The following is a 20,327-nucleotide window of genomic DNA, read 5'->3' as shown; positions in this document are numbered from 1 at the left end:
GTATGTGAGCCGTTTGGCCCTGAAAAACTCAATCACACCTATATGTTACTTTGTTTAAGGAGGATTGTGTTTAAAGAGCAAAAATAGCAAAAACGTAGATAAAAAAAGATTTAATAATGTTCTTATGTTTTAAAATATTGTTACTTTTGTCCCTTATTAAGGGTTCGCTTTATTAATAGGTGGATAATTAATAGGGTGTGGATAAATAATATTTTGCATTTTGATGTTAAATAGATTATCTTTGCACCTCAATTGTTGAATATATAGTAGTAATCATAAGATAAAATGAAAAAAGATTTGCATCCATCAAACTACAGATTAGTTGTTTTTAAAGACATGTCAAATGACTATGCTTTTGTAACTAAATCATGTGTAGATACTAAAGAAACAATCACTTGGGAAGATGGTAATGAGTATCCATTGGTTAAATTGGAGATTTCTCATACATCGCACCCTTTCTATACTGGTAAGATGAAATTGGTTGATACAGCAGGACGTATCGATAAATTCCGTACTCGTTACAACAAGAAATAATTACCATACTTCATTATGGTTCAGAATCCCGATAAGTGCATTATCGGGATTTTTTGTATTTTAGGCTATGTCTTTTTCGATCTTATTATTTGATGATTGTTCTTCTCGAGAGCGGTTAATGCCCCTGACTTCGACGCGTCCTACGGGTAACCTGCGTGTAGGTATATTTACCTTGGATGAGAAATGGCGACAGATTTTTAATGTAGAGGTCTCTTACCTGACAACAGGCTATTTGCGGGAAAAGTTTCCAGCTTCGGTCTGCGCGGATAAAGATGTTCTGCTTATCGATGGTGCTATTTTGCCAAATACGGAGTTAGTTTATGAGCTTGGCATGCTTGAAGTCGGACAAAAGCTGGTTTCGGCCACGGGTGATTGGATTGCTGTTCGTTTATCTACGTTGGATCACTTTGAGGGGAGAGTACTGGATGAAGCTCTGACGGTGGTCTCTGCTTATGAGCATCGACGGTTGGAATATCCGGAGGATATTTATCGACACAATGCGGAACAAATTGTCTTTGATTTACCTTATGTCGGTGGTAGTGTTTCTTCTCCATTGAATTATTCTAGTTGTTCTTTTGTTGGTTCTGAGTTTTATATTGCTGAATCAGCGATAGTGGGTGCCTGTGTTCTTGATTCAAGTAAAGGGCCTATTCATGTAGGGGCTGGAGCTGTGTTGGAGGCCGGAGTGGTGGTGTATGGTCCAGTTTCTATCGGCTCGGGCTGTCGGGTCAAAAGCGGAACTGTACTTTATCCAAATGTGAGCATTGGGCCGTTTAGCACAGTGTGCGGCGAAGTCAATAATACGGTTATTTGGGGAAATTCTGCCAAGGGACATTTGGGATATCTAGGGTGTGCTGTGCTAGGAGAGGGGTGTAATATTGGAGCTGGTAGCAGCAACTCTAATCTGAGGAATGATTGGAAAAATGTACGTCTTTATGATTATTCCACAGGCAAAATGCGGGATACAGGGATGCAAAAATGCGGAGTGATAATGGGAGATCAGGTAATGTTAGGAATTAATTCAAAAATTAATACAGGAACGGTGATTGGAGTGGGATGTCAGATTGCAATTTCAAATTTTATTCCCAAATTTGTGGAAGACTTCAGTTGGTTGACGGATGAGGCAAAAAGTTCCTATATTTTTGAGGAATTCCTTGCTATGATGCGACGTAAATCAGTCTTGAAACAAGAACAGTATAAGGAAGAGGACGAACGTATTTTTTCTTTTATTTATAAAAGAGGTCTAACATATAATGAAAATTAATCAACACTAAACACATATTATCATGCGTAAAAACATTGTAGCAGGAAATTGGAAAATGAATCTTGGTTACGAAGAAGGAGTTAGTCTTTTTTCGGAGATTGTGAATATGGTCAAGGATGAGGTGATCGGAAATCAGGAAGTTGTGGTTTGTAGTCCATTTATTCATCTTTCTTCTATTGCTAAATTGGGGGCTTCTGCCGCTAACGTTCATATCGGTGCTCAGAATATTCACCAAGCAGAGTCAGGTGCTTATACAGGGGAAGTCTCGGCATCCCAAGTTAAGTCAGTAGGAGCTCAATATGTTATCTTAGGTCATTCGGAGCGTAGAGCCTATTTTGGCGAGACGGATGCAATACTTGCAGAGAAGTTGAATGCAGCGTTGAAGCACGGTTTGAAACCTATATTTTGTATTGGTGAGACAAAGGAAGAGCGTGAATCCGGTCGCTTTTTTGAGGTTATAAAGACGCAGTTGGAAGCTGGCGTTTTCCATTTAGATCAGAATGACTTTGCGTCTGTTGTTCTTGCCTATGAGCCTGTTTGGGCTATTGGAACAGGATTGACAGCATCGCCAGAGCAGGCACAGGAGGTGCATGCTTTTATTCGTGAAACTATTGCAAAACAGTATGGTGCTGAGGCAGCGGAGTCTACTACTATTCTTTATGGAGGAAGTGCAAATCCATCTAATGCATCTACATTGTTTGCTCAAAAGGATATAGATGGAGGACTGATTGGTGGTGCCTCTCTGAAGTCAAGAGATTTCTTGGAAATTGTGAAAGTATTTAACTAAAATAATGAAATATACAGCTGTTAATTTTGTGAGTGCCGACATTGAGGAGTGGCAGAAAGATTTGCTTATTGCAGAGCTTGGGGATATTGGTTTTGATACGTTTGAGGATAACGAAGATGGTTTTGTAGGTTATATTCCTAGCTCGAATGTGGATATCCAAGCTTTGGAAACCTTGCTGTTGGTACAGGTGTCGGGTTATCAGCTGGATTATACGGTAAGCGAAATCGAAGAGCAGAATTGGAATACCCTTTGGGAGAGTAATTTTAATCCAATTTTGGTTGATGATGCTTGTTATGTACGGGCTACTTTTCATCAGCCTAAGCCTACTTATGATTATGAGATCGTCATTGATCCTAAGATGTCTTTCGGTACAGGGCATCATCAAACTACTTCGATGATGCTTTCTTTTATTTTGGCCAACGATTTTGAGGGGAAAAGAGTATTGGATATGGGCTGTGGTACAGGTATTCTTGCCATTCTCGCTGCTAAGCGTGGAGCATCTTCTTTGGTGGCCGTGGACTATGACCCTATTTGTGTAGATAGCGTAGAAGAGAATAAGCAGCTTAACCATATCACTAATTTAGAAAGCCGTTTGGGCTCTAAAGATGTAATTGTAGGTGGGGAGTTTGATGTGATATTGGCAAACATTAATAGAAATATTTTGTTAGACCAATTGGATACCTATGCTAGTGTGTTGGAAGTGGGAGGGGACTTATATTTAAGTGGTTTTTACGAAGGGGATGACCTGGATATTTTAAAGAGTAAATGTGAGTCTATAGGTTTTTCTTTTCAAGAGATGAAGGTAATGGATAAATGGTGTGCGGCGAAGTTTGTTAAAGGATAATCATGCGAATACATTTTATAGCTATTGGAGGTAGTGTGATGCATAATTTGGCTATAAGTTTAGCCAAATTAGGGCATCAGGTAACGGGTTCTGACGATCAGATTGTGGAACCTTCCAAATCCCGACTTCAAGAAGCTGGTTTGTTGCCGGCAAATATTGGTTGGGATGGAGACCGGATTACATCTGATATCGATGCTGTGATTTTGGGTAAACACGCTTCGGCAGACAATGTCGAATTGGCCAAGGCACAAGAGTTAGGTGTTAAGATTTATTCATTTCCAGAGTTCGTGTATGAACATAGTATTGATAAGACTCGAGTAGTGATTGCCGGCACATATGGTAAGACTACGATAACGAGTATGGTCATGCATGTGCTAAAATACTTAAATCGGGACTTTGATTACCTTGTAGGGGCCAAGCTAGAGGGATTTGATTCTTTGATTAAGCTAACGTCGAGTGCTCCTATAATGCTTATTGAGGGGGATGAGTTCTATGCCTCATCGATTGATTTACATTCCAAATTCCATTATTATCATCCTAATATTGCGTTGATAAGTAATATACAATGGGATAATTTTAAGATGCTTATGACTGAAGAGGAGTATCTCCATCAGTTTGAGACCTTTATTGATACGATCGTTCCGAAAGGGACGTTGATCTATAATAAGGAAGATAATAATGTCGTGAAGATTGTAGGGGAGACTAAGGATTGTAAGATCAATAGACATGGTTATAGGGTGCCAAATTATACGATTAATAAGGGTGTAACTTATCTTCAGGTCGGTGAAGAGGAAATTCCTTTGCAGATTATAGGTAAGCAAAATTTATCAAATATTGCGGGAGCATATACGGTTTGCGAATGGTTGGGTATAAAGAGAGAAGAGTTTTATGCTGCAATAAAGGACTTTAAGAGTTCTATTCGTTACCTTGAGTTTGTGGCTAGTGCTGAGGGAAGTGTGGTCTATCAGGATTTTGCCCATACCCCGACTAAGTTGAGATCTAGCATACATGCCATAAAGGAACAGTTTTCTGATTTTAAGTTGCTGACAATTATCGAGTTGAATCCTTACGATGTTATTGAAGGGGGGAAGTTAGAGCAATACGATAGTAGTATGCTGGAGTCCGATACCTCTATTGTTTTTATCAATAAGAGTAGTATAAAAGAAAAAAATGTAGTTTTAGATAATATTGTTGATAAAATCGTCAAGGTGTTTAATCATCCGAATTTATTGGTTATCACAGAGCCTGTTGATTTGTATGGGTTCTTGGAAGTGTTTGATAGCCAAGGTTATAACATGTTGTTCATGAGCTCAAGTAATTACAGTGGTATTAATATGCTCAAGTTTGCAGATAAATTTTTAACGAAAATAGACTAAACTGTTTTTGATTTTCTTTTTATTTTAACAATTTATTTTTACTTTTGAGGTAAAACATAACATTTACCAAATGAATGCTTTAGGAAAGAAGATTAGATTATTAAGACATCAGAAGGGCTGGAGCCAAGAGGATGTTGCAAAGCGGTTGGATATATCCATTCCTGCTTTTTCAAAAATTGAAACTGGTATAACGGATGTGAATTTGTCTCGTCTGAACCAGATTTCTAAATTATTTGGTTTGTCACTAGTTCAATTGTTGTCTACTTCAGATACAGATGACGATAAGGACCGGATGGACGAGATGAATGAATTAGGTAGAAAGCTGCAACTCCGAGAAATTGAGGTCATAGACTTGCAAAAGAAGGTCATCGATTTATACGAACAGCTACACCAAAAATAGAAAAGGCGATTTTTAAAATCGCTTTTTCTGTATAAGTGGACTATTTTTATAACGGAGATTTAGAAATCATCTTCATCCTCATCATCAAAATCATCAAACCCACCTATAGAGTCAATTTCTAATCCGAAATCATCATCATCAAAGTCATCCGAATCGTCCTCTGGACCATTAAAATTGATTAAATCCTCGTCAATTTCAACCTTTTCGACACTCTCGTTCATCATAGTAAGCTAATTCTTTCTGTTATTAATTCTAGCGTAAAATTAGATAAGAAAATCAAAACTTAAAACTTTTTTTTAAAAATATACGATTGATTATCAGTGCGTTGTTTTGTAGTTTCGGTTTTGCCTTATTCTATAATCTCGCCGATGCTATTTTCTTCGTTGATAATATCCTTAAGTTGAGGAAGGTCTTTAACGGAATTGATGCCGAAGTGATTCATAAATTGATCACTAGTAGCATAAAGCAGAGGCTTTCCAATACTTTCTGCTTTTCCTACAATTTTTATAAGGTCCTTTTCTAATAAACGTTGTATGGAGTAGTCGCAGTTTACTCCTCGAATCTGTTCAACTTCGAGCTTGGTAATCGGCTGTCTATAGGCAATGATGGAGAGCGTCTCTAGTCCTGCCTGGCTTAGCTTCTTGCGATCCCGATGCGCTTGTAATTGATTAATAGCATCATGATAAATTACCTTTGTCAGAAACTGGTACTTGTTGTTGATGGGAGATAAGGTAAAGACGGAGTCTTCACCTTGATATTTTAATTTTATTTTGTCAAGAAAGGATAGTACTTCATCCTTATTGATTTCGATTAGAAGCGCGTCTTGCAGAACGTTCTTGATCTCGATAGCGGAAATTCCTTCTTCAGAAGCAAAAATCAATGCTTCAATATTAAGCATAATGTCTTTCATCGGTATATTTTTAAGACTTTATCAGTAATTTATGACCTGTTCAACCATTGATTCCGGAATTTCTCTAAATTGATAGGTTTGCGTACGCAGTTGGGGTTCAAAACCAGCCTCTATTATGGCGTCCTGTATGGATTTTGAAGTAAATCGGTGTGGTGCCCCAGCAGCGGAAACCACATTCTCCTCTATCATGATAGACCCAAAATCATTAGCCCCACTATGTAAGCACATCTGTGCAATCGGCTTTCCGACTGTAAGCCAGGATGCCTGAATATTCTTGATATTTGGAAGCATGATCCGACTTAATGCAATCATACGTATGTACTCATCTCCAGTCACATTATTAGCGATGCCGCGTAGTCTTTTCAGCAATGTGCCATCGTCTTGGAAGGGCCAAGGTATGAAAGCTATAAAACCATGGTGGTCGATTGGCTTTTCACTCTGTACTTCACGAATCCAGACGAGGTGTTCGAAGCGTTCTTCGATGGTTTCGATATGCCCAAACATCATCGTTGCGGAGGTAGGCAGGTTGATTTTGTGCGCTGCACGCATGACATCAAGCCATTCTTGGCCGCCACATTTTCCTTTCGAAATTAATCTTCTCACGCGATCGTTTAGTATCTCTGCTCCAGCTCCAGGGAGTGAGTCTAACCCTGCTTCTTTGAGCGTGGTGAGTACATCAATATGTGACATTCCCTCTAATTTGGCGATGTGCGCTATTTCCGGAGGGCCTAAGGAATGTAATTTGAGTGTAGGGTAGAGTTCCTTCAACTGTTTGAAAAGGTTTTGATAGAACGCTATTCCTAAGTCAGGGTGGTGGCCTCCTTGTAACAGGAGTTGATCTCCACCGTATTTGAAGGTCTCTTCAATTTTTTCTTTATAGGTTTCTATGTCTGTTATATAGCTGTCTTCATGCCCTGGGCGTCTGAAAAAATTACAGAATTTGCAGTTGGCTATACAAACGTTGGTTGTATTTACATTTCTATCAATTTGCCAAGTCACCTTGCCGTGTGGTACTTGTTTTTTTCGAAGTAGATTAGCTACGTGAGCTAATTGAGTCGTGGGTGCATTATGATATAGGTATATGCCTTCTTCCTTGGAAAGAAAGTCAAATTGGAGCGCGCGCGCTAATAAATCTTGAACATTCATCACAGACAAAGATAAGTAGTTTTTTAATTAATCAATAAGATTAAGAACGCTATTAAGCTGTAGTTCGGAGTAATCTGATATATATAAGTCGCAAGGAGGAAGTTCGTTTTTAGTGTGTGAACTCAAAACGCCAACGACCTTCATATTGGCATTAATAGCTGCTGAAATTCCAGAGAAGGAATCTTCAAATACGATACATCGGTCGGTCGGAATATTGAGGTTTGCTGCAGATTTAAGATAAACCTCGGGGTCGGGTTTGTGCTTTATCACATTTTCACTGGACATAAAGGATTCCATCATATTGCGTATATGTAGGCCGTCAATGATGAGATCCATATTGGCTCGTGGTGCTGAAGTCGCTACGCCTGTTTTTATACCTTGCTGTTTGGCTTGATTTAAGAAAGGAATGTATCCAGGTAAGTCCTGTATATGATTAGCATATATTTGGCGGAAGAGTGCTTCTTTCTCTTCTTCTAGCTGGAGAAGTTCATCGCCTGTAATCGGTCTTTTGAAGAAGTGAGACATAATATAGGAGTTGTGTTTTCCATACATGTGTTCTTCAAACTCTGGAAGGCTATAGGAGATGTTGTGTTTATCAAAGAATGCCTCAAAGGCTTTCGAATGGTATGGGTTTGTATGGGCTATTACTCCATCCATATCAAATAGTAAAGCGAGTTCCTGCATATTATTTAGTCTCTTCTAATAAATTCACGGTCTTCATCTGATAATGCTGTTGGCGCATATGGTGATGAAGTCGGGGTATCTGTATCTGTAGTGGCTATTGTAGGTGTATTTGGGTTGGTCACCGCGTATTCTTTTGGGTGTTTTTTACGACGTCTAAAAAGGATTCCCCCCGTAATCATACCTAATACATAAAACACTGCGAGTAGAATAAGTTTTGAGGTTCTAATCTCTCCAAAAAACCAAAAGGTACTTTCTTCTTTATTATTAAATAGTATAATGACAACGATTGCGAGTAGGATTGCAATAATGATCGTTTTTGGCCTCATATCAGATACTTCTTTTGTTTTGACCAAAAATAGGTAAAACTTTCTTTATCTACTAGCTTTTGCTTGGGTTTGAGGCCCTCGGTATAGTATGTTTGGCCTAGTTTGAAGGAGTTGGGGTATAAAAAAAGAGGAGATAATTTTCATTATCTCCTCAATATTTTAATCGTGTACTGATTACTCAGCGATTACTTCGAAAGGAACTTGAACTTTAACTTCTTTGTGTAAGTTTAAGTTAGCTACGTACTCACCTAATGTTTTAGGCTCTACTTCGAAAGTAATACGGCGGCGATCTACTTCGTAACCTTGTGCTTTCAATGCGTCTGCAATTTGAATGCTGTTTACTTTACCAAAGATTTTTCCTGTTTCACCAGCTTTAGCACCGATAGAAAGCTTAACGTTTTCTAATTTAGTTGCTAATTCTGTTGCATCTTTCTTGATTTTCTCTTGTTTGAACTGAGCTTGTTTGATGTTCTCAGCCAATACTTTCTTTGCTGATGTTGTTGCCAAAATAGCAAATCCTTGAGGAATTAAGTAGTTGCGTCCGAAACCAGGTTTTACTACTACGATATCGTCTTTTTCACCAAGGTGTTTAACATCTTGTTTTAATATAATTTCCATTTATCGTATCCTCCTTATTTTAATGAATCAGCTACGTAAGGCATTAATCCGATGATACGCGCACGTTTCACGGCTTGAGCTACTTTACGTTGGAATTTCAATGATGTACCAGTAAGACGACGAGGTAATATTTTACCTTGATCATTAACAAATTTCATTAAGAAGTTTGCGTCTTTGTAGTCGATGTACTTAATACCGTTTTTCTTGAAACGACAGTATTTTTTACGGTTGTCCTCTACTTTAGGAGCTGTCACGTATTGGATGTTTTCTTTTGACATTAGTTTGCTACCTCCTCAGTTTTAGTTTCAGCTTTCTTGTTGAATGCACCGCTGCGTTTTTTCTCGCTATAAGCAACTGCGTGCTTATCTAGAGCGATAGTTAAGAAGCGCATCACACGCTCATCGCGCTTGTATTCAAGCTCTAATTTTTTAATTAATTCACCTGGAGCCTTGAATTCAGTTAAGTGATAAAATCCAGTTGTTTTTTTCTGGATTGGATACGCTAATTTTTTCAAACCCCAATTATCTTCAGCGATAATTTCGGCTCCGCCTTCTGTAAGGATGCTTTTGAATTTTGCGATTACTTCTTTCGCAGCATCTTCTGAAAGCAACGGGGTAAGAATGATTACAGATTCGTACTGTTGCATTTTTTTAAATAATTATGTTAATTTAAAGTTTCCGTACTTACGGAAGTGCAAAGATATGAATATTTTTCTTTTTATTATCAAGAGGTTTTAAAAAATGTTAGATTGATTTTCTATATCCATCAGTTTTTTTAAATACTTTTTGAATGAGTTTGGATATGTGGTGTTAAAATGGATATATTCAAGTCTAATTGGCCAATGGCTATATTTAAAGACGAACTATGAGAATTATTGACTATTTAAAGAGTCTATATCCTATAAATGATGAGATTGAATTTGTATTTACCACTATTTCAGAAACCAAACAATATGATAAGGGAGCTATTGTGTTTTCTCCAGGTAGTTATTTGAAGCATGTTTATTTTGTGGTGAGCGGTTTTACACGGATTTATTATAATAAAGGTAAGAAGGATGTAACCCATTATTTTTTTGGCCCTGATACTTTTGGTACCGGGATAGAGAGCCTTTATTATGACAAGCCTTCGGTATTTGGTTTTCAGGCGCTTAGTGATACCCGTATTACGCGGGTCCCGTTTTCGGCGATACAAGAGCTGGCAGCTACGGATATTACGATGAACCATATCATACAGCGGATTCTCCTGGATTCTTTGATAAATTTTTCTAAGCGCTTTTACAATATGCAGTTTGAAACGGCGAGTGAGCGTTATCAGTCACTGATTGCTGAAAACCCAGCCCTGTTTCAAAAGGCCACGCTTGGGCATATAGCTTCTTTTCTAGGTGTTTCACAGCAAACTCTTTCAGTTATACGCGGGTTGAAGTGATTTTTTTAAGATATCTTAAATTTTTACTAACAATTTAGGCGTAGTTTTGTCTTGTTTATAAAAATGGTATGAAATTAATTTGGTATGAAATATAGGTATTGTTGTATTTTTCTTCTCTTTTCTTTGGGAAGCAGTATCTCTGGGAGTTTATTGGCACAAGAACAGTTGACCAGTTTTAGGGCACCTGTCGAGCAGGCTGTAAGACATAATAAGGGGATGCAAAATGCTTATTTGGAAAACCAAAAAGTAGCTTTAGAGCGGGAAGAAGTAAAGGGGAAGTTTCTTCCAACAGTATCCCTGCACGGCGGTTATGGCTATCTAAACAGTAGTGTTGATTTGGATTTGCCAACACATCATCTTCCTATTACTGGTATTAATCTGTTTGAAGGATCGCAAAGGTCTAACCTATCTACACAGATTGCATTAGCAGGTGTGACCGCTAAGCAGGTTATTTTTAGTGGTTTACAGATTACGAACGGACAGAAGGCTTTAGAACAGAAATTCAGAGCTCAGTCGTTAATGCAGGAGGCTGGACGTGATCAAATTGCTCAAGAGGTATTATTTTCTTTTGATCAACTGATGTTATTACGTGAAGTAGATGTACTTATTGCTGATTCGGAGAAGCGGTTGAATAAAGAGCATCAGAAGGTGGTGAAGGCTATAGATAATGGGTTAGCGATTCCTTATGATCGGGATAAGCTGAAGTTAGCGATGTTGGAGTTGGAAAATAAAAAAGCGGAAGTGGAAAGTAATCGGGAGTTGTTGTACTACAAATTGCAAGAACTGACCGGTCTGGATAAGGTTGATTTAGAGTCTGTTGTCTATCCATTGTCGGAGATTATTCTTGCTTTGGATGAAGCTACAGTGATGAACCGTAAGGAGTTACAGGCTCTTGAGGCATCACAGAAAGCTTATGATTATGCACTACAGAAGGAAAAGGGCGGGAAGTTGCCATTAGTCTTTGCTTTTGGTAGTGTTTCTTATCTGAATGCTTTTGATTCTCGTTTTACATTGAAGGATGTTGGACAGGTGGGCGATGTTAAAATGAAGACGAACCATTTGCAGTTAGCTCCAAACTACGCTGTAGGAATAGGTATGAAATGGAATGTTTTTGAGGGCAAGACGCACAAAAGTGCTATCGAACGGGCTAAGCTTGATATTCAGATCAATGAAAACAAATTGGAAGACACCCGCGAAAAACTAAGCTTATTACAACGTAAAACCCGCGCTGACTATGAGTTGGGTCTTAAGAAAATAGGTGTAAATCAACAACAGGTAGCTATTGCAAAAAATAACCTGCATTTGGCTTCGCGTCAGTTTGAAGAGGGATTGAGTGATGTCACCGAGCGCTTAGAAGCGGAGAATGAATTTTATAAGCAGTCTTTAAGTTATTATAGTCAGATTCTGAATCAGCGTAATGCGGTTACGGAACTGCTTAAGGCCAATGGAAATCTTTACGATACCATTACAAGATAGGTTATGGATTTTTCGCCCCATATTTTTAAGATGGGCATTGGGAATATATAGATAGAATAGAAAAAAAAAAGATGATACAGTCTTATTGCGGTTTAGAAAAAGAAGAGCAATCTGTTAATACTATAGTCTGCATCGTTATAAATAATTATTAACAATGAAAAATACGTTTTATATAGCTTTCGTCGCGTTATTAGTACAAGGATGTTCAAACAAGGACGGGAAGCAACAAAAATCTCTAGAAGGTAAAATCGAACGGGATCAGATCTCTGTGACTACAAAGATACCAGGTAAGATTCATCAGATTTTAGTTGAGGAGGGGCAGTTGGTTCATAAAGGTGATACATTGATTATTTTGGAGTTGCCTGAAGTAGATGCAAAATCGGTTCAAGCGCAGGGAGCTCTCGAGGCGGCACAGGCACAATATGACATGGCGGTAAAGGGTGCTACCGATGGTCAGTTGACCCAACTTAATGCTAAGGTGGCGGGATTGAAGGAACAATATGATTTTGCACAAAAGTCCCTTGATCGGATGAAAAATTTGCTTCGGGATTCCTTGGTTGCGCAGCAGAAGTATGACGAAATCTATGCCAAATACCAAGGGGCAAAAAATCAATATCTGGCAGCTCAAGCGGAGTTGGCCGATGTGAAAAATGGTGCTCGTATCGAACAACAAAAAATGGCGCTGGGGCAAAAGGAACGGGCGATAGGAGCAGTTTCGGAAGTCAATGTCGCTGCAAAGGAGCGTTATGTAATCGCTCCTCAGGACATGTCAATCGAAACAATCAACCTCAAAGTCGGTGAGTTGGCTTTGGCTGGGTATAGCCTAGCTTCAGGGTATGTATCGGATGGAGCTTATTTTAGAGTTACGATTCCAGAAAGCCGTATCAAAGACTTTCAAAAAGGAGCTATAAAAACACTGGCAATTCCTTACTTAGATAATAAAACCTTGAGTGCTCAGGTAGAGACAATCAAGTCATTGAGTAACTATGCCAGTATTAGTACAGCTTATCCTGACTTTGAACAACAAGAAACATTGTTTGAGGTTCGTTTACGTCCTACAAGTGCTGCGGATGATAAGGAATTGTTAACTAAAGCGACATTTATCGTTAAAGACGAGAAGTAATTATGGGTAACTTTTGGAGTTTGATTAAGAGAGAGTTTGCTTTGTTCTATCAGAATAAGGTATTGCTCATTCTTTTTTTAGGAGCCCCTGTTATGTATGGTGTTCTTGTAGGAGGGGTATATAAAAAAGGTAAGGTGACGCATTTGCCAATCATAGTGGTGGATGAGGACCGCAGCCCTTTGTCCAGGCAACTTATTGATATGTTCAATGAGAATGAGGTCATTTATGTTGCTGAGCTAATGGCGGATCCCTTTGGTGCTAAAGAGGCTGCTTTAGAAAAGGAGGCAACTGTTGTTGTTCATATTCCGAAGAATTTTTCTTCTGATGTCAATTATAATCGCAGCACCGAGTTGACTTTATTTGTTAATGCTTCTAATACGTTGACATCAAACTATGCCATGATGGCGGTCAATGTGTGTGCAGGAACCATGAAGGCGGGGATACAAATCAAATCCCAAGAGAAGAAAGGGGTACCAGCTTATGTTGCGGAGCAGCAATATGAACCGTTTAAGACGACTATTGTTAAGCAGAACATACGCAGCGGTAATTATCTATACTTTATGCTGCCAGGTGTTTTGCTTACTGTATTGCAGCAGGTAATGATGTTGGGGTTGGCGCTGAGCTTCGCATCTGAATTTGAAAACAATACTTTCCGCGAGCTTGTCGGTAAGAGTTCGAATGTTTTTGTTTTGATTCTGGTGAAGATTACTCCTTATGTACTGATGTCCTTTTTGATCTATGGTTTGTACTACGGTTATTCTGTGTTTTATAGGATGCCTTTGCATGTTGAAGGGTTTGCGTTTTTCGGGGCTTCTTTTCTGTTCTTGCTTTCTGTTGCTTTCTTGGGTATACTGGTCAGTATCGCTATTCCGAGTCAGTTGAAGGCTACGGAGATATTGATGGTTATCGCTACTCCGTCATTTATACTGAGTGGTTTTACCTGGCCGTTGAGTCAGATGCCGGATTGGATCGTCTGGTTATCTAAATTGATCCCACTCACGCACTACCTTCAGATTTTTAGAACCATGATTATCGAACAGGGAACTGCGGATCTTATAAAGGAACCTGTATGGGGACTGGTATGGATTGGTGGTATTTCTTTAATAGCTTCCATAATACTTTTACAATTTAAAATTAATAAGGTTAAAAAGGCTGAAAAAGCTTAAGTATATAAACGTATGTTGTCGGATATTAGTTTTCGTAAGGCTACGGCTGCCGATGTAGATGCAGTCTGGGATGTAGTCGCTGAGGCGATAGTAAAACGTCGTAATGATGGGTCAGACCAGTGGCAGGATGGTTATCCTAACCGTGAGGTCATCGTGGAAGATGTTGAAAAGGGATATGGATTTGTGGCTGAGCGTATAGGAGGGAGGATTGTGGCCTATATTGCTGTAATCGGTGCTGTTGAACCGGCCTATGAGGCTCTAACGGTTAAATGGCTTACGGATCGGCCTTATACAGTGATACATCGACTAGCTGTTTCACAGAGCGATGTTATAAAGGGATTAGGAACCTGGATGATGCAGGAGGCTGAGAAGATAAGTTTATCTCAGGAACGCTTAAGTATTAAAGTAGATACCAATTTTGATAATGTGGGAATGTTGCGGGTGTTTGATAAGTTGGGGTATGTGTATTGTGGTGAGGTGTATTTTCGGGGTGGGGCGCAACGCCAAGCTTTTGAGAAGTTATTGGACATTGCGTCATCTGGCATGGGAAAGTAACCATTGTGCTATAGCCGAAAAAACTTCCATGTTATTTTCTTCCTGAAGGATTTCATGTCTTTTCGCTGGATAGGTGATAACACTTACGTCTCGGAAGCCATTTTCCTTAAGTTGTTTTTCTGTTTTTTTTATTCCCTTAGCAAAATCACCAATAGGGTCGTCTTGACCACTTATCAAGAGAATTGGAAGGCTTTTCGGGATGGTGTTTTGCCATCCTTTTTTTGTTGCTAATAATAGTAAAGTCAGTAACGTGTGGAAGGCATTGTTGGTAAAAGGAATGCCACAAAGCGGATCTTGTTTAAAGCGCTCTCTATTTGTCTTGCTCAGGCTTAGCCAGCTGCTGTCGTCAAAGTCTGGTTCATGCCGAAACTTGGTATTGTTCATCTTACTGAAGATACCATTGATCAGTTTGCTCCGTTTTTTAGGGTTTATTTTCTGGAGTAAGGCTAGGAGCACCTTAAAAGCCTCCGCTCCTGGAGTCTTGGCTCCGGTACCTATCCATACGCTTCCATCGAACTCGTTTCCTACTCGTTGTAATACACATCGGGTAATAAAGGAACCCATGGAATGTCCGATGATAAAATGGGGATGGTCAGGGTGTTTATCCTTTAAGTGGCGATGTAGCGCTATGGCATCGTTAATTAGTCTTTCTTGAGGCCTTTCTTTTTGAAAGTAACCTTGTGCGGTATCATCAATCGCGGTATTGCCATGACCTATATGATCATAAAGCAGTACAGCGAATCCAACAGCAGCGAGGTATTCTGCAAATTGTATATACCTGCCACTATGTTCCTGCATCCCGTGAAGGACCAAGACCGATCCCTTTAATTCTTTGCTACTTGGGGTGACATAAGTCGTGTACAAGCCATATGGTGCTGCAGCATCTTGGGGGCTTCCAACTTTGATATGGCCTGTACTTGTATTTAACATCGTGAGCTTAATTTATGATAAGACTAAGGTACGATATTTATTTTGTTGTTATTTTAATAATTTTTTCTTCGTAGCGATTGAACTCTTCCTGTTGCTTAATCAAGAAACTATTTTCCTCCAATTTTCCGACTACTTTTTCCATTTCTTCTTTGGAGTTATAGGTCAGCATTCTAAAAGGGTTTTCATAGTCTTTTCCTCTTGATTTTTTGATTTCGCTATAAATCCATTTTTTTGTGTCGAGGCTCTGTGCTAATACATGCTTGATAAAATCTATATCCCAGTCTGTGGGTGATGTTTGTGTAATCTCTGCTAAAGAGGCTAAAGCGTGATCGGTTTTACTTTGTGGGTATAGTTTACTCCAAATGTGATACCGTTGGTGTACCTGATTCCAAGAGTTGACTTTTTCGGTCTTAATGTCCTGGATGAGGGTTGTGATATGTTGTTGGGGAATCAGTTGACCGCCTATATTATCAAATTGCTCTCTTTCCTTAGGCGAAATGCCTGACTCTGGAGTACCACATGTGCCTTTTTCAAGACAATCTGCTAAGTGTACTGCTCCGTAATAATGAATCATACGTTTGAATGTTTGATAACACTCTCTCGCTTTCACTAGTACGACTTTACGATTAGAGAATTCGGTGTCTGTGAGGTATATCTCGCGTTTGTTTAGATCAAAGCCGGTATCCATCAGGAGTTTTCGCCCAAGTAGCTGTGGGGTGGTCTCAAGTGCTGTATCTGCCCAGGTCTTGCCTACCGCTATTTCTATCTCGTGTAGTGCGCTAAACATTTCGTTGACCGTGTCTGGAGCTAGAACATCGTACTCAAGATATTGATTTTTGAGTGTTCGTTTGTCGCGGTCGTTGAATTTGGTTGTATTACGCATTAGCGCATACATGTTGTATAGAAACCAGTATCCAGGAACTATCAGTAATCGGTTTTTATCGGCTTCATTGCTGACAAGAGAGAACGGTATTCTGATATCGAGTTCATGTAGAAAGTCGCCTTTTACGAGTAAGGTGTAAGATGCAAATTTTGAGTTGTGTTTGATGCTGACACATAGACCAGGCCAAAAGCCTCTTCCAGCTATTATTTCACCATCTGCAGCTCTTGAATTATGATTGGAACCGATTGTGGCTCCCGCAGCCATATTGCTTTGTCCTTTTATCAATGCTGCACAGAGGAAGGAGTTATTGTGGTGCTGCTCGTGAGAAGGGAACAGTAGTGAGTTGAGTACTTCACAACAGGATATGGTTGAGTTGTCACCTAAAAAAGAATTGATCAGTCTGGCTCCATATTTTAGTTGGGAATGTGACGATAGTATAAACCTAACTGCTTTGACTCCGTAAAAAACACGACAGCCGTAACCAATTATTCCATTTACGATCTCACATCCTTCTCCAATTTGTGTAAACGCTTCTTTGCTTGAGTTTACGGTTACATTTTTTAGTTTGTTTACTCCTTTTATGTATGCATAAGAACCAATTTTGACGTCTTTGATGGTATTTGAGTTCTTCAATACCACATTGTCAGCTATGGTGCTATAGTGTCCTCGTTGTACGGAAAAGTGTCTGTCCGTTATTTCTAACAAGCGGTTTTGGAATATGCTATCTTCGCGATGGCGTGACCATAGGTAGACATCAGCAGCCTGCATACCATCGAAGGGGACGACGGATCGCCCCCCATTTTCATTACATAGTTCCATCCAAATCCTTTTGTCTGGAGATTCTCCTTCTTTGAGGATACCATTTCCAAATTTAGCGTTATTACTGGTTTCCATTTCATTGATGTTGGAGAGTATAACCTGTTCTCCAATAATGAAATGCGCCATATAACGTACATGATGTATAGCGCAACATGCTCCGATATCGGAGCTCACTATCGTCGAGCTGTAGATCCCTGTTGGAAGGCGTAAATCTCTATAGGAGAGGTAAGTCTGTTCCATAGGACCTAGTCTCACTAATCCATAAAATTTGGAATGCTGAATCTGTTCTGGAAAGAAGGGGTCACTAACCCGTACCTTTGACCAGTCCGAGCTGTAATTGAGTTGGTTGATCAGCTGTTGTATTTCTTGGGACGTCAGTTCCCTGAATTCGTTGTCTGTTCCTAACTGCTGGTTACGTATATCGTACTCGTTTGTTGGGTGTGATACCTCTTTTTCAGGTATAAAACCATACCCCAAGTTGTGTAGCGGTTCTTTTGAAATGAATGTCATCGTTTTATTCTACCGTTACTGATTTAGCTAGATTTCTAGGTTTGTCTACATCACAGCCTCTGTCAATACCTATATAGTAGGCCAATAATTGTAGCGGGATAGTGGATAGTATAGGTGCTATGATTTCGTGTGCTTCGGGTATTTCTATACTGTCGTCGGCCATAGAAGAAACTAAAGTATCATCCGTTGACAGCAGCGCAATGAGTTGTCCCGAACGGGCTTTAATCTCTTGCATATTGCTGATTATCTTTTCCTGTATTTTATCTTTTGTAGCAATGAATAACACAGGTAGGTTTTCGTCGACTAATGCAATCGGTCCATGTTTCATTTCGGCAGCCGGATAGCCTTCGGCATGGATGTAAGAGATTTCTTTGAGTTTTAGTGCGCCTTCCAATGCTATTGGAAAGTTATAGCCGCGACCCAGGTATAGAAAGTCTTTTGCGTCCACATATTTATGTGCGATACGCTTTATCTTTTCGAGTTGGGTGTTTAGTATCTCCTGTACCTTATCCGGTACGGCATGTAGTTCGTTGATGAGGGTATCGCTTGTAGGCGTATCTATTGTCTGTTTGTACTGCGCGAGTTTGATCGCGAATAGTAAAAGCGCAGCAAGTTGGGTTGTAAAAGCTTTTGTACTGGCTACCCCTATTTCTGGTCCAGCATGCGTATATATACCGGAATCAGATAGCCGTGCAATAGATGATCCAACAACATTGACGATGCCGAATATCGTGGCGCCGTGTAGTTTTGCATTTTCAAGTGCTACGAGTGTATCTGCAGTTTCTCCACTTTGTGATATGGCTATGATTAGGTCATCTTGGCCTACTATGGGGTTTCTGTATCTGAACTCAGAAGCGTATTCTACTTCAACAGGGACACGACATAGTTCTTCTATCCAATATTCCGCTAGAAGGGCAGCATGCCAGCTGGTACCACAGGCGACAATAATGATGCGCTGTGCAGCAAGAAGTTTATTTTTTACTTTTTCTAAGCCACTTAAGGTAATCTGATGGGTAGTGCTGTCCAGTCGTCCTCTTAAGCAATCCTGAATCGCTTTGGGTTGCTCAAATATTTCCTTCAACATGAAGTGCGGGTAGCCTGCTTTCTCTATACTGGCCAATTCCATGTCCAATTTTTGTACGAAGGGTGTTACGGTATCGTTGCCTAAGTTTTTTAATATTAGTTCATCGGGTTTTATAATGGCCAGTTCGTAGTCATTGATATAGACGACTTCTCTGGTGTGCCCCAACATAGGAGAGGCATCGGAACCCAAGAAATGTTCTCCATTGCCGATTCCGATGACGAGAGGGCTGCCTTTTCTTGCTGCTATAATAGTGTCTGGGCTATCTTCGTCTAGTACAAGAATGACATAAGCTCCGGTAATACGTTTTAAGGCAATACGTATTGCTTCTTCGAGTGTACAGGTATTATTTGTTTTGATGTCTTCAATGAAATTGAGCAACACTTCGGAATCTGTATCACTTTTGAAGGTATAGCCTTTTTTTAGCAGTTCTTCTTTTATGGTCGCATAGTTCTCGATGATGCCGTTGTGTACCAATGCTAATTTTCCATTTTGTGAACGGTGGGGATGGGCATTCTGATCGGAGGGGACACCGTGCGTGGCCCATCTTGTATGTCCGATTCCCGTATTGGCCGAAAGGTCCGATGATTTTGTCAACTCTTCTAATGCAGCTACCTTACCAGCTGTCTTGGTTATTAGCAATTGTTGTTGAGAATGGAGCGCTATTCCTGCGCTATCGTATCCGCGGTATTCTAGTTTGCGCAATCCCTCTATTAAATAAGGGTATGCTTGTCGATGGCCTACATAGCCGACAATTCCACACATAGTATCAAGTTTAATCTGTTAATAGGACAACAAAAGTAAATAATTACTTCTAAACAATCGATTGCATAAGCCGTTTTTTCAAAAAGATATTTTTTTAGTGGTATAGATGACAAAATGGAAAGTTTTGAAAGTTAATGCTGTCAATATCTTATTGGGTAGGATACTTCTAGTATGTCGAATGGGACCTGGAAAAGGTAAAATAGGCGTTACATCTATTTTATTCTGAGGAGGAATAGTCTATATTTGTATTAATGAATAATCTATACACCATAAAAAGTAGCTCATTTGCATGTGTTATGCGAATATTGGGTATTTTTATGGTCTTTATTCTGACTTCTTGCCCTATAAAGGCATCTATTAAACATAGCTCGGCATCACAGACATCTTCTGGATTGACAATCAAACAATCTAAAATAGTCACTTCTTCGGAGGTTCCTTGTGTACTGGAGACTAAAGAAAACGTAGTAAAAGTAGGCTCTTCTGATATCGATTTTTCTCCTTCGGTATTGTTGTTGGCTTTCTTGTGTTTTTTATTTTTAGGTGTTTCCCAAAATTCTTCAAGGGTGCACCTGCCAAGGAACCATTATTCGGGTTCTAATAATCTATTCCTTTTTATAAGACGGTTCAATTTATAGGATTAAAACGCTGTTAAAGTTAAGCTCATGGGCTCTTTATTTTAATTGTTTTTTTACTATAAATTTTAAT

General features: G+C 39.4%; 23 protein-coding genes. 12 read left to right on the top strand and 11 right to left on the bottom strand.

The annotated features are described in order from the left end of the window. Positions 1 to 285 precede the first annotated feature (285 nt). The 6 genes from CLV99_RS08415 to CLV99_RS08390 all read left to right on the top strand — a co-directional run bounded on the left by CLV99_RS08415 (position 286) and on the right by CLV99_RS08390 (position 5,205). Complete coding sequence (locus tag CLV99_RS08415; protein WP_133584031.1) at positions 286 to 534, top strand: type B 50S ribosomal protein L31; 249 nt, start codon at positions 286 to 288, stop codon at positions 532 to 534. Positions 535 to 601: 67 nt separating this feature from the next. Further along, complete coding sequence (locus tag CLV99_RS08410) at positions 602 to 1,798, top strand: putative sugar nucleotidyl transferase (RefSeq protein ID WP_133584030.1); 1,197 nt, start codon at positions 602 to 604, stop codon at positions 1,796 to 1,798. Positions 1,799 to 1,820: 22 nt separating this feature from the next. Then, entirely contained in the window at positions 1,821 to 2,585 is a 765-nt protein-coding gene (gene tpiA / locus CLV99_RS08405) for a triose-phosphate isomerase (RefSeq protein WP_133584029.1), read from the top strand. Positions 2,586 to 2,589: 4 nt separating this feature from the next. After that, the gene (gene prmA / locus CLV99_RS08400) at positions 2,590 to 3,429 is read left to right on the top strand and encodes a 50S ribosomal protein L11 methyltransferase (RefSeq protein WP_133584028.1); all 840 of its coding nucleotides are present in this window, start codon (positions 2,590 to 2,592) and stop codon (positions 3,427 to 3,429) included. Between the two features lie 2 nt (positions 3,430 to 3,431). Beyond that, entirely contained in the window at positions 3,432 to 4,805 is a 1,374-nt protein-coding gene (locus CLV99_RS08395) for a Mur ligase family protein (protein ID WP_133584027.1), read from the top strand. A gap of 70 nt (positions 4,806 to 4,875) precedes the next feature. Further along, the gene (locus tag CLV99_RS08390) at positions 4,876 to 5,205 is read left to right on the top strand and encodes a helix-turn-helix domain-containing protein (protein ID WP_133584026.1); all 330 of its coding nucleotides are present in this window, start codon (positions 4,876 to 4,878) and stop codon (positions 5,203 to 5,205) included. A 59-nt stretch (positions 5,206 to 5,264) separates the two neighbouring features. Here the strand turns inward: CLV99_RS08390 and CLV99_RS23185 are convergent, their stop codons facing one another. The 8 genes from CLV99_RS23185 to rpsF form a co-directional block, all read right to left on the bottom strand. Further along, complete coding sequence (locus tag CLV99_RS23185) at positions 5,265 to 5,429, bottom strand: hypothetical protein (protein WP_162850064.1); 165 nt, start codon at positions 5,427 to 5,429, stop codon at positions 5,265 to 5,267. 125 nt (positions 5,430 to 5,554) lie between these two features. Next, the gene (scpB, locus tag CLV99_RS08385; RefSeq protein ID WP_133584025.1) at positions 5,555 to 6,115 is read right to left on the bottom strand and encodes an SMC-Scp complex subunit ScpB; all 561 of its coding nucleotides are present in this window, start codon (positions 6,113 to 6,115) and stop codon (positions 5,555 to 5,557) included. A gap of 21 nt (positions 6,116 to 6,136) precedes the next feature. Continuing rightward, complete coding sequence (gene mqnC, locus CLV99_RS08380; protein ID WP_133584024.1) at positions 6,137 to 7,261, bottom strand: cyclic dehypoxanthinyl futalosine synthase; 1,125 nt, start codon at positions 7,259 to 7,261, stop codon at positions 6,137 to 6,139. 27 nt (positions 7,262 to 7,288) lie between these two features. Continuing rightward, positions 7,289 to 7,945: an HAD family hydrolase gene (locus CLV99_RS08375; protein WP_133584023.1), complete on the bottom strand. Its 657-nt coding sequence runs from the start codon at positions 7,943 to 7,945 to the stop codon at positions 7,289 to 7,291. Positions 7,946 to 7,950: 5 nt separating this feature from the next. Then, complete coding sequence (locus CLV99_RS08370; protein WP_133584022.1) at positions 7,951 to 8,271, bottom strand: LPXTG cell wall anchor domain-containing protein; 321 nt, start codon at positions 8,269 to 8,271, stop codon at positions 7,951 to 7,953. A gap of 174 nt (positions 8,272 to 8,445) precedes the next feature. Continuing rightward, positions 8,446 to 8,889 (bottom strand): 50S ribosomal protein L9, encoded by a 444-nt coding sequence (rplI, locus tag CLV99_RS08365; RefSeq protein ID WP_133584021.1) that lies wholly within the window; start codon positions 8,887 to 8,889, stop codon positions 8,446 to 8,448. A 14-nt stretch (positions 8,890 to 8,903) separates the two neighbouring features. Continuing rightward, positions 8,904 to 9,167 (bottom strand): 30S ribosomal protein S18, encoded by a 264-nt coding sequence (gene rpsR / locus CLV99_RS08360; RefSeq protein WP_021072256.1) that lies wholly within the window; start codon positions 9,165 to 9,167, stop codon positions 8,904 to 8,906. Beyond that, positions 9,167 to 9,535: a 30S ribosomal protein S6 gene (gene rpsF, locus CLV99_RS08355; RefSeq protein WP_133584020.1), complete on the bottom strand. Its 369-nt coding sequence runs from the start codon at positions 9,533 to 9,535 to the stop codon at positions 9,167 to 9,169. Before rpsF ends, rpsR begins: the two co-directional genes overlap by 1 nt. Positions 9,536 to 9,753: 218 nt before the next feature. Between rpsF and CLV99_RS08350 the strand changes: the two genes are divergently transcribed. The 5 genes from CLV99_RS08350 (at position 9,754) to CLV99_RS08330 (ending at position 14,634) form a co-directional block, all read left to right on the top strand. Next, complete coding sequence (locus CLV99_RS08350; protein ID WP_133584019.1) at positions 9,754 to 10,314, top strand: Crp/Fnr family transcriptional regulator; 561 nt, start codon at positions 9,754 to 9,756, stop codon at positions 10,312 to 10,314. Between the two features lie 84 nt (positions 10,315 to 10,398). Further along, positions 10,399 to 11,790, top strand: a complete 1,392-nt coding sequence (locus CLV99_RS08345) for a TolC family protein (RefSeq protein ID WP_133584018.1) — start codon at positions 10,399 to 10,401, stop codon at positions 11,788 to 11,790. Positions 11,791 to 11,944: 154 nt separating this feature from the next. Continuing rightward, entirely contained in the window at positions 11,945 to 12,913 is a 969-nt protein-coding gene (locus CLV99_RS08340; RefSeq protein ID WP_133584017.1) for an HlyD family secretion protein, read from the top strand. A 2-nt stretch (positions 12,914 to 12,915) separates the two neighbouring features. Beyond that, positions 12,916 to 14,079 carry an ABC transporter permease gene (locus CLV99_RS08335; RefSeq protein WP_133584016.1) on the top strand — a complete coding sequence of 388 codons (1,164 nt, stop codon included), beginning with the start codon at positions 12,916 to 12,918 and terminating at the stop codon, positions 14,077 to 14,079. Positions 14,080 to 14,091: 12 nt separating this feature from the next. After that, positions 14,092 to 14,634 carry a GNAT family N-acetyltransferase gene (locus tag CLV99_RS08330; RefSeq protein ID WP_133584015.1) on the top strand — a complete coding sequence of 181 codons (543 nt, stop codon included), beginning with the start codon at positions 14,092 to 14,094 and terminating at the stop codon, positions 14,632 to 14,634. Here the strand turns inward: CLV99_RS08330 and CLV99_RS08325 are convergent. From CLV99_RS08325 to glmS, 3 genes are read right to left on the bottom strand one after another with little or no spacing between them, the layout of a single operon-like run. Beyond that, a complete protein-coding gene (locus CLV99_RS08325) occupies positions 14,614 to 15,564 on the bottom strand; it encodes an alpha/beta fold hydrolase (protein ID WP_133584014.1) in 951 nt (316 codons plus the stop codon). The two genes, CLV99_RS08330 and CLV99_RS08325, sit on opposite strands and share 21 nt — an antisense overlap. Positions 15,565 to 15,601: 37 nt before the next feature. After that, the gene (locus CLV99_RS08320; protein WP_133584013.1) at positions 15,602 to 17,776 is read right to left on the bottom strand and encodes a DUF4954 family protein; all 2,175 of its coding nucleotides are present in this window, start codon (positions 17,774 to 17,776) and stop codon (positions 15,602 to 15,604) included. A 4-nt stretch (positions 17,777 to 17,780) separates the two neighbouring features. Beyond that, positions 17,781 to 19,622: a glutamine--fructose-6-phosphate transaminase (isomerizing) gene (gene glmS, locus CLV99_RS08315; protein ID WP_133584012.1), complete on the bottom strand. Its 1,842-nt coding sequence runs from the start codon at positions 19,620 to 19,622 to the stop codon at positions 17,781 to 17,783. 251 nt (positions 19,623 to 19,873) lie between these two features. Here glmS and CLV99_RS08310 point away from each other — a divergent pair, with 251 nt between their 5' ends. Then, positions 19,874 to 20,257: a hypothetical protein gene (locus tag CLV99_RS08310; protein ID WP_133584011.1), complete on the top strand. Its 384-nt coding sequence runs from the start codon at positions 19,874 to 19,876 to the stop codon at positions 20,255 to 20,257. The last annotated feature ends 70 nt before the right edge of the window (positions 20,258 to 20,327 follow it).

Origin of the sequence: Sphingobacterium yanglingense (assembly GCF_004363245.1) — a bacterium.
Taxonomy (GTDB): Bacteria; Bacteroidota; Bacteroidia; order Sphingobacteriales; family Sphingobacteriaceae; genus Sphingobacterium; species Sphingobacterium yanglingense.
Note: the sequence above shows the minus strand (reverse complement) of the source record. Positions and strands in the feature narration are given on the sequence as shown.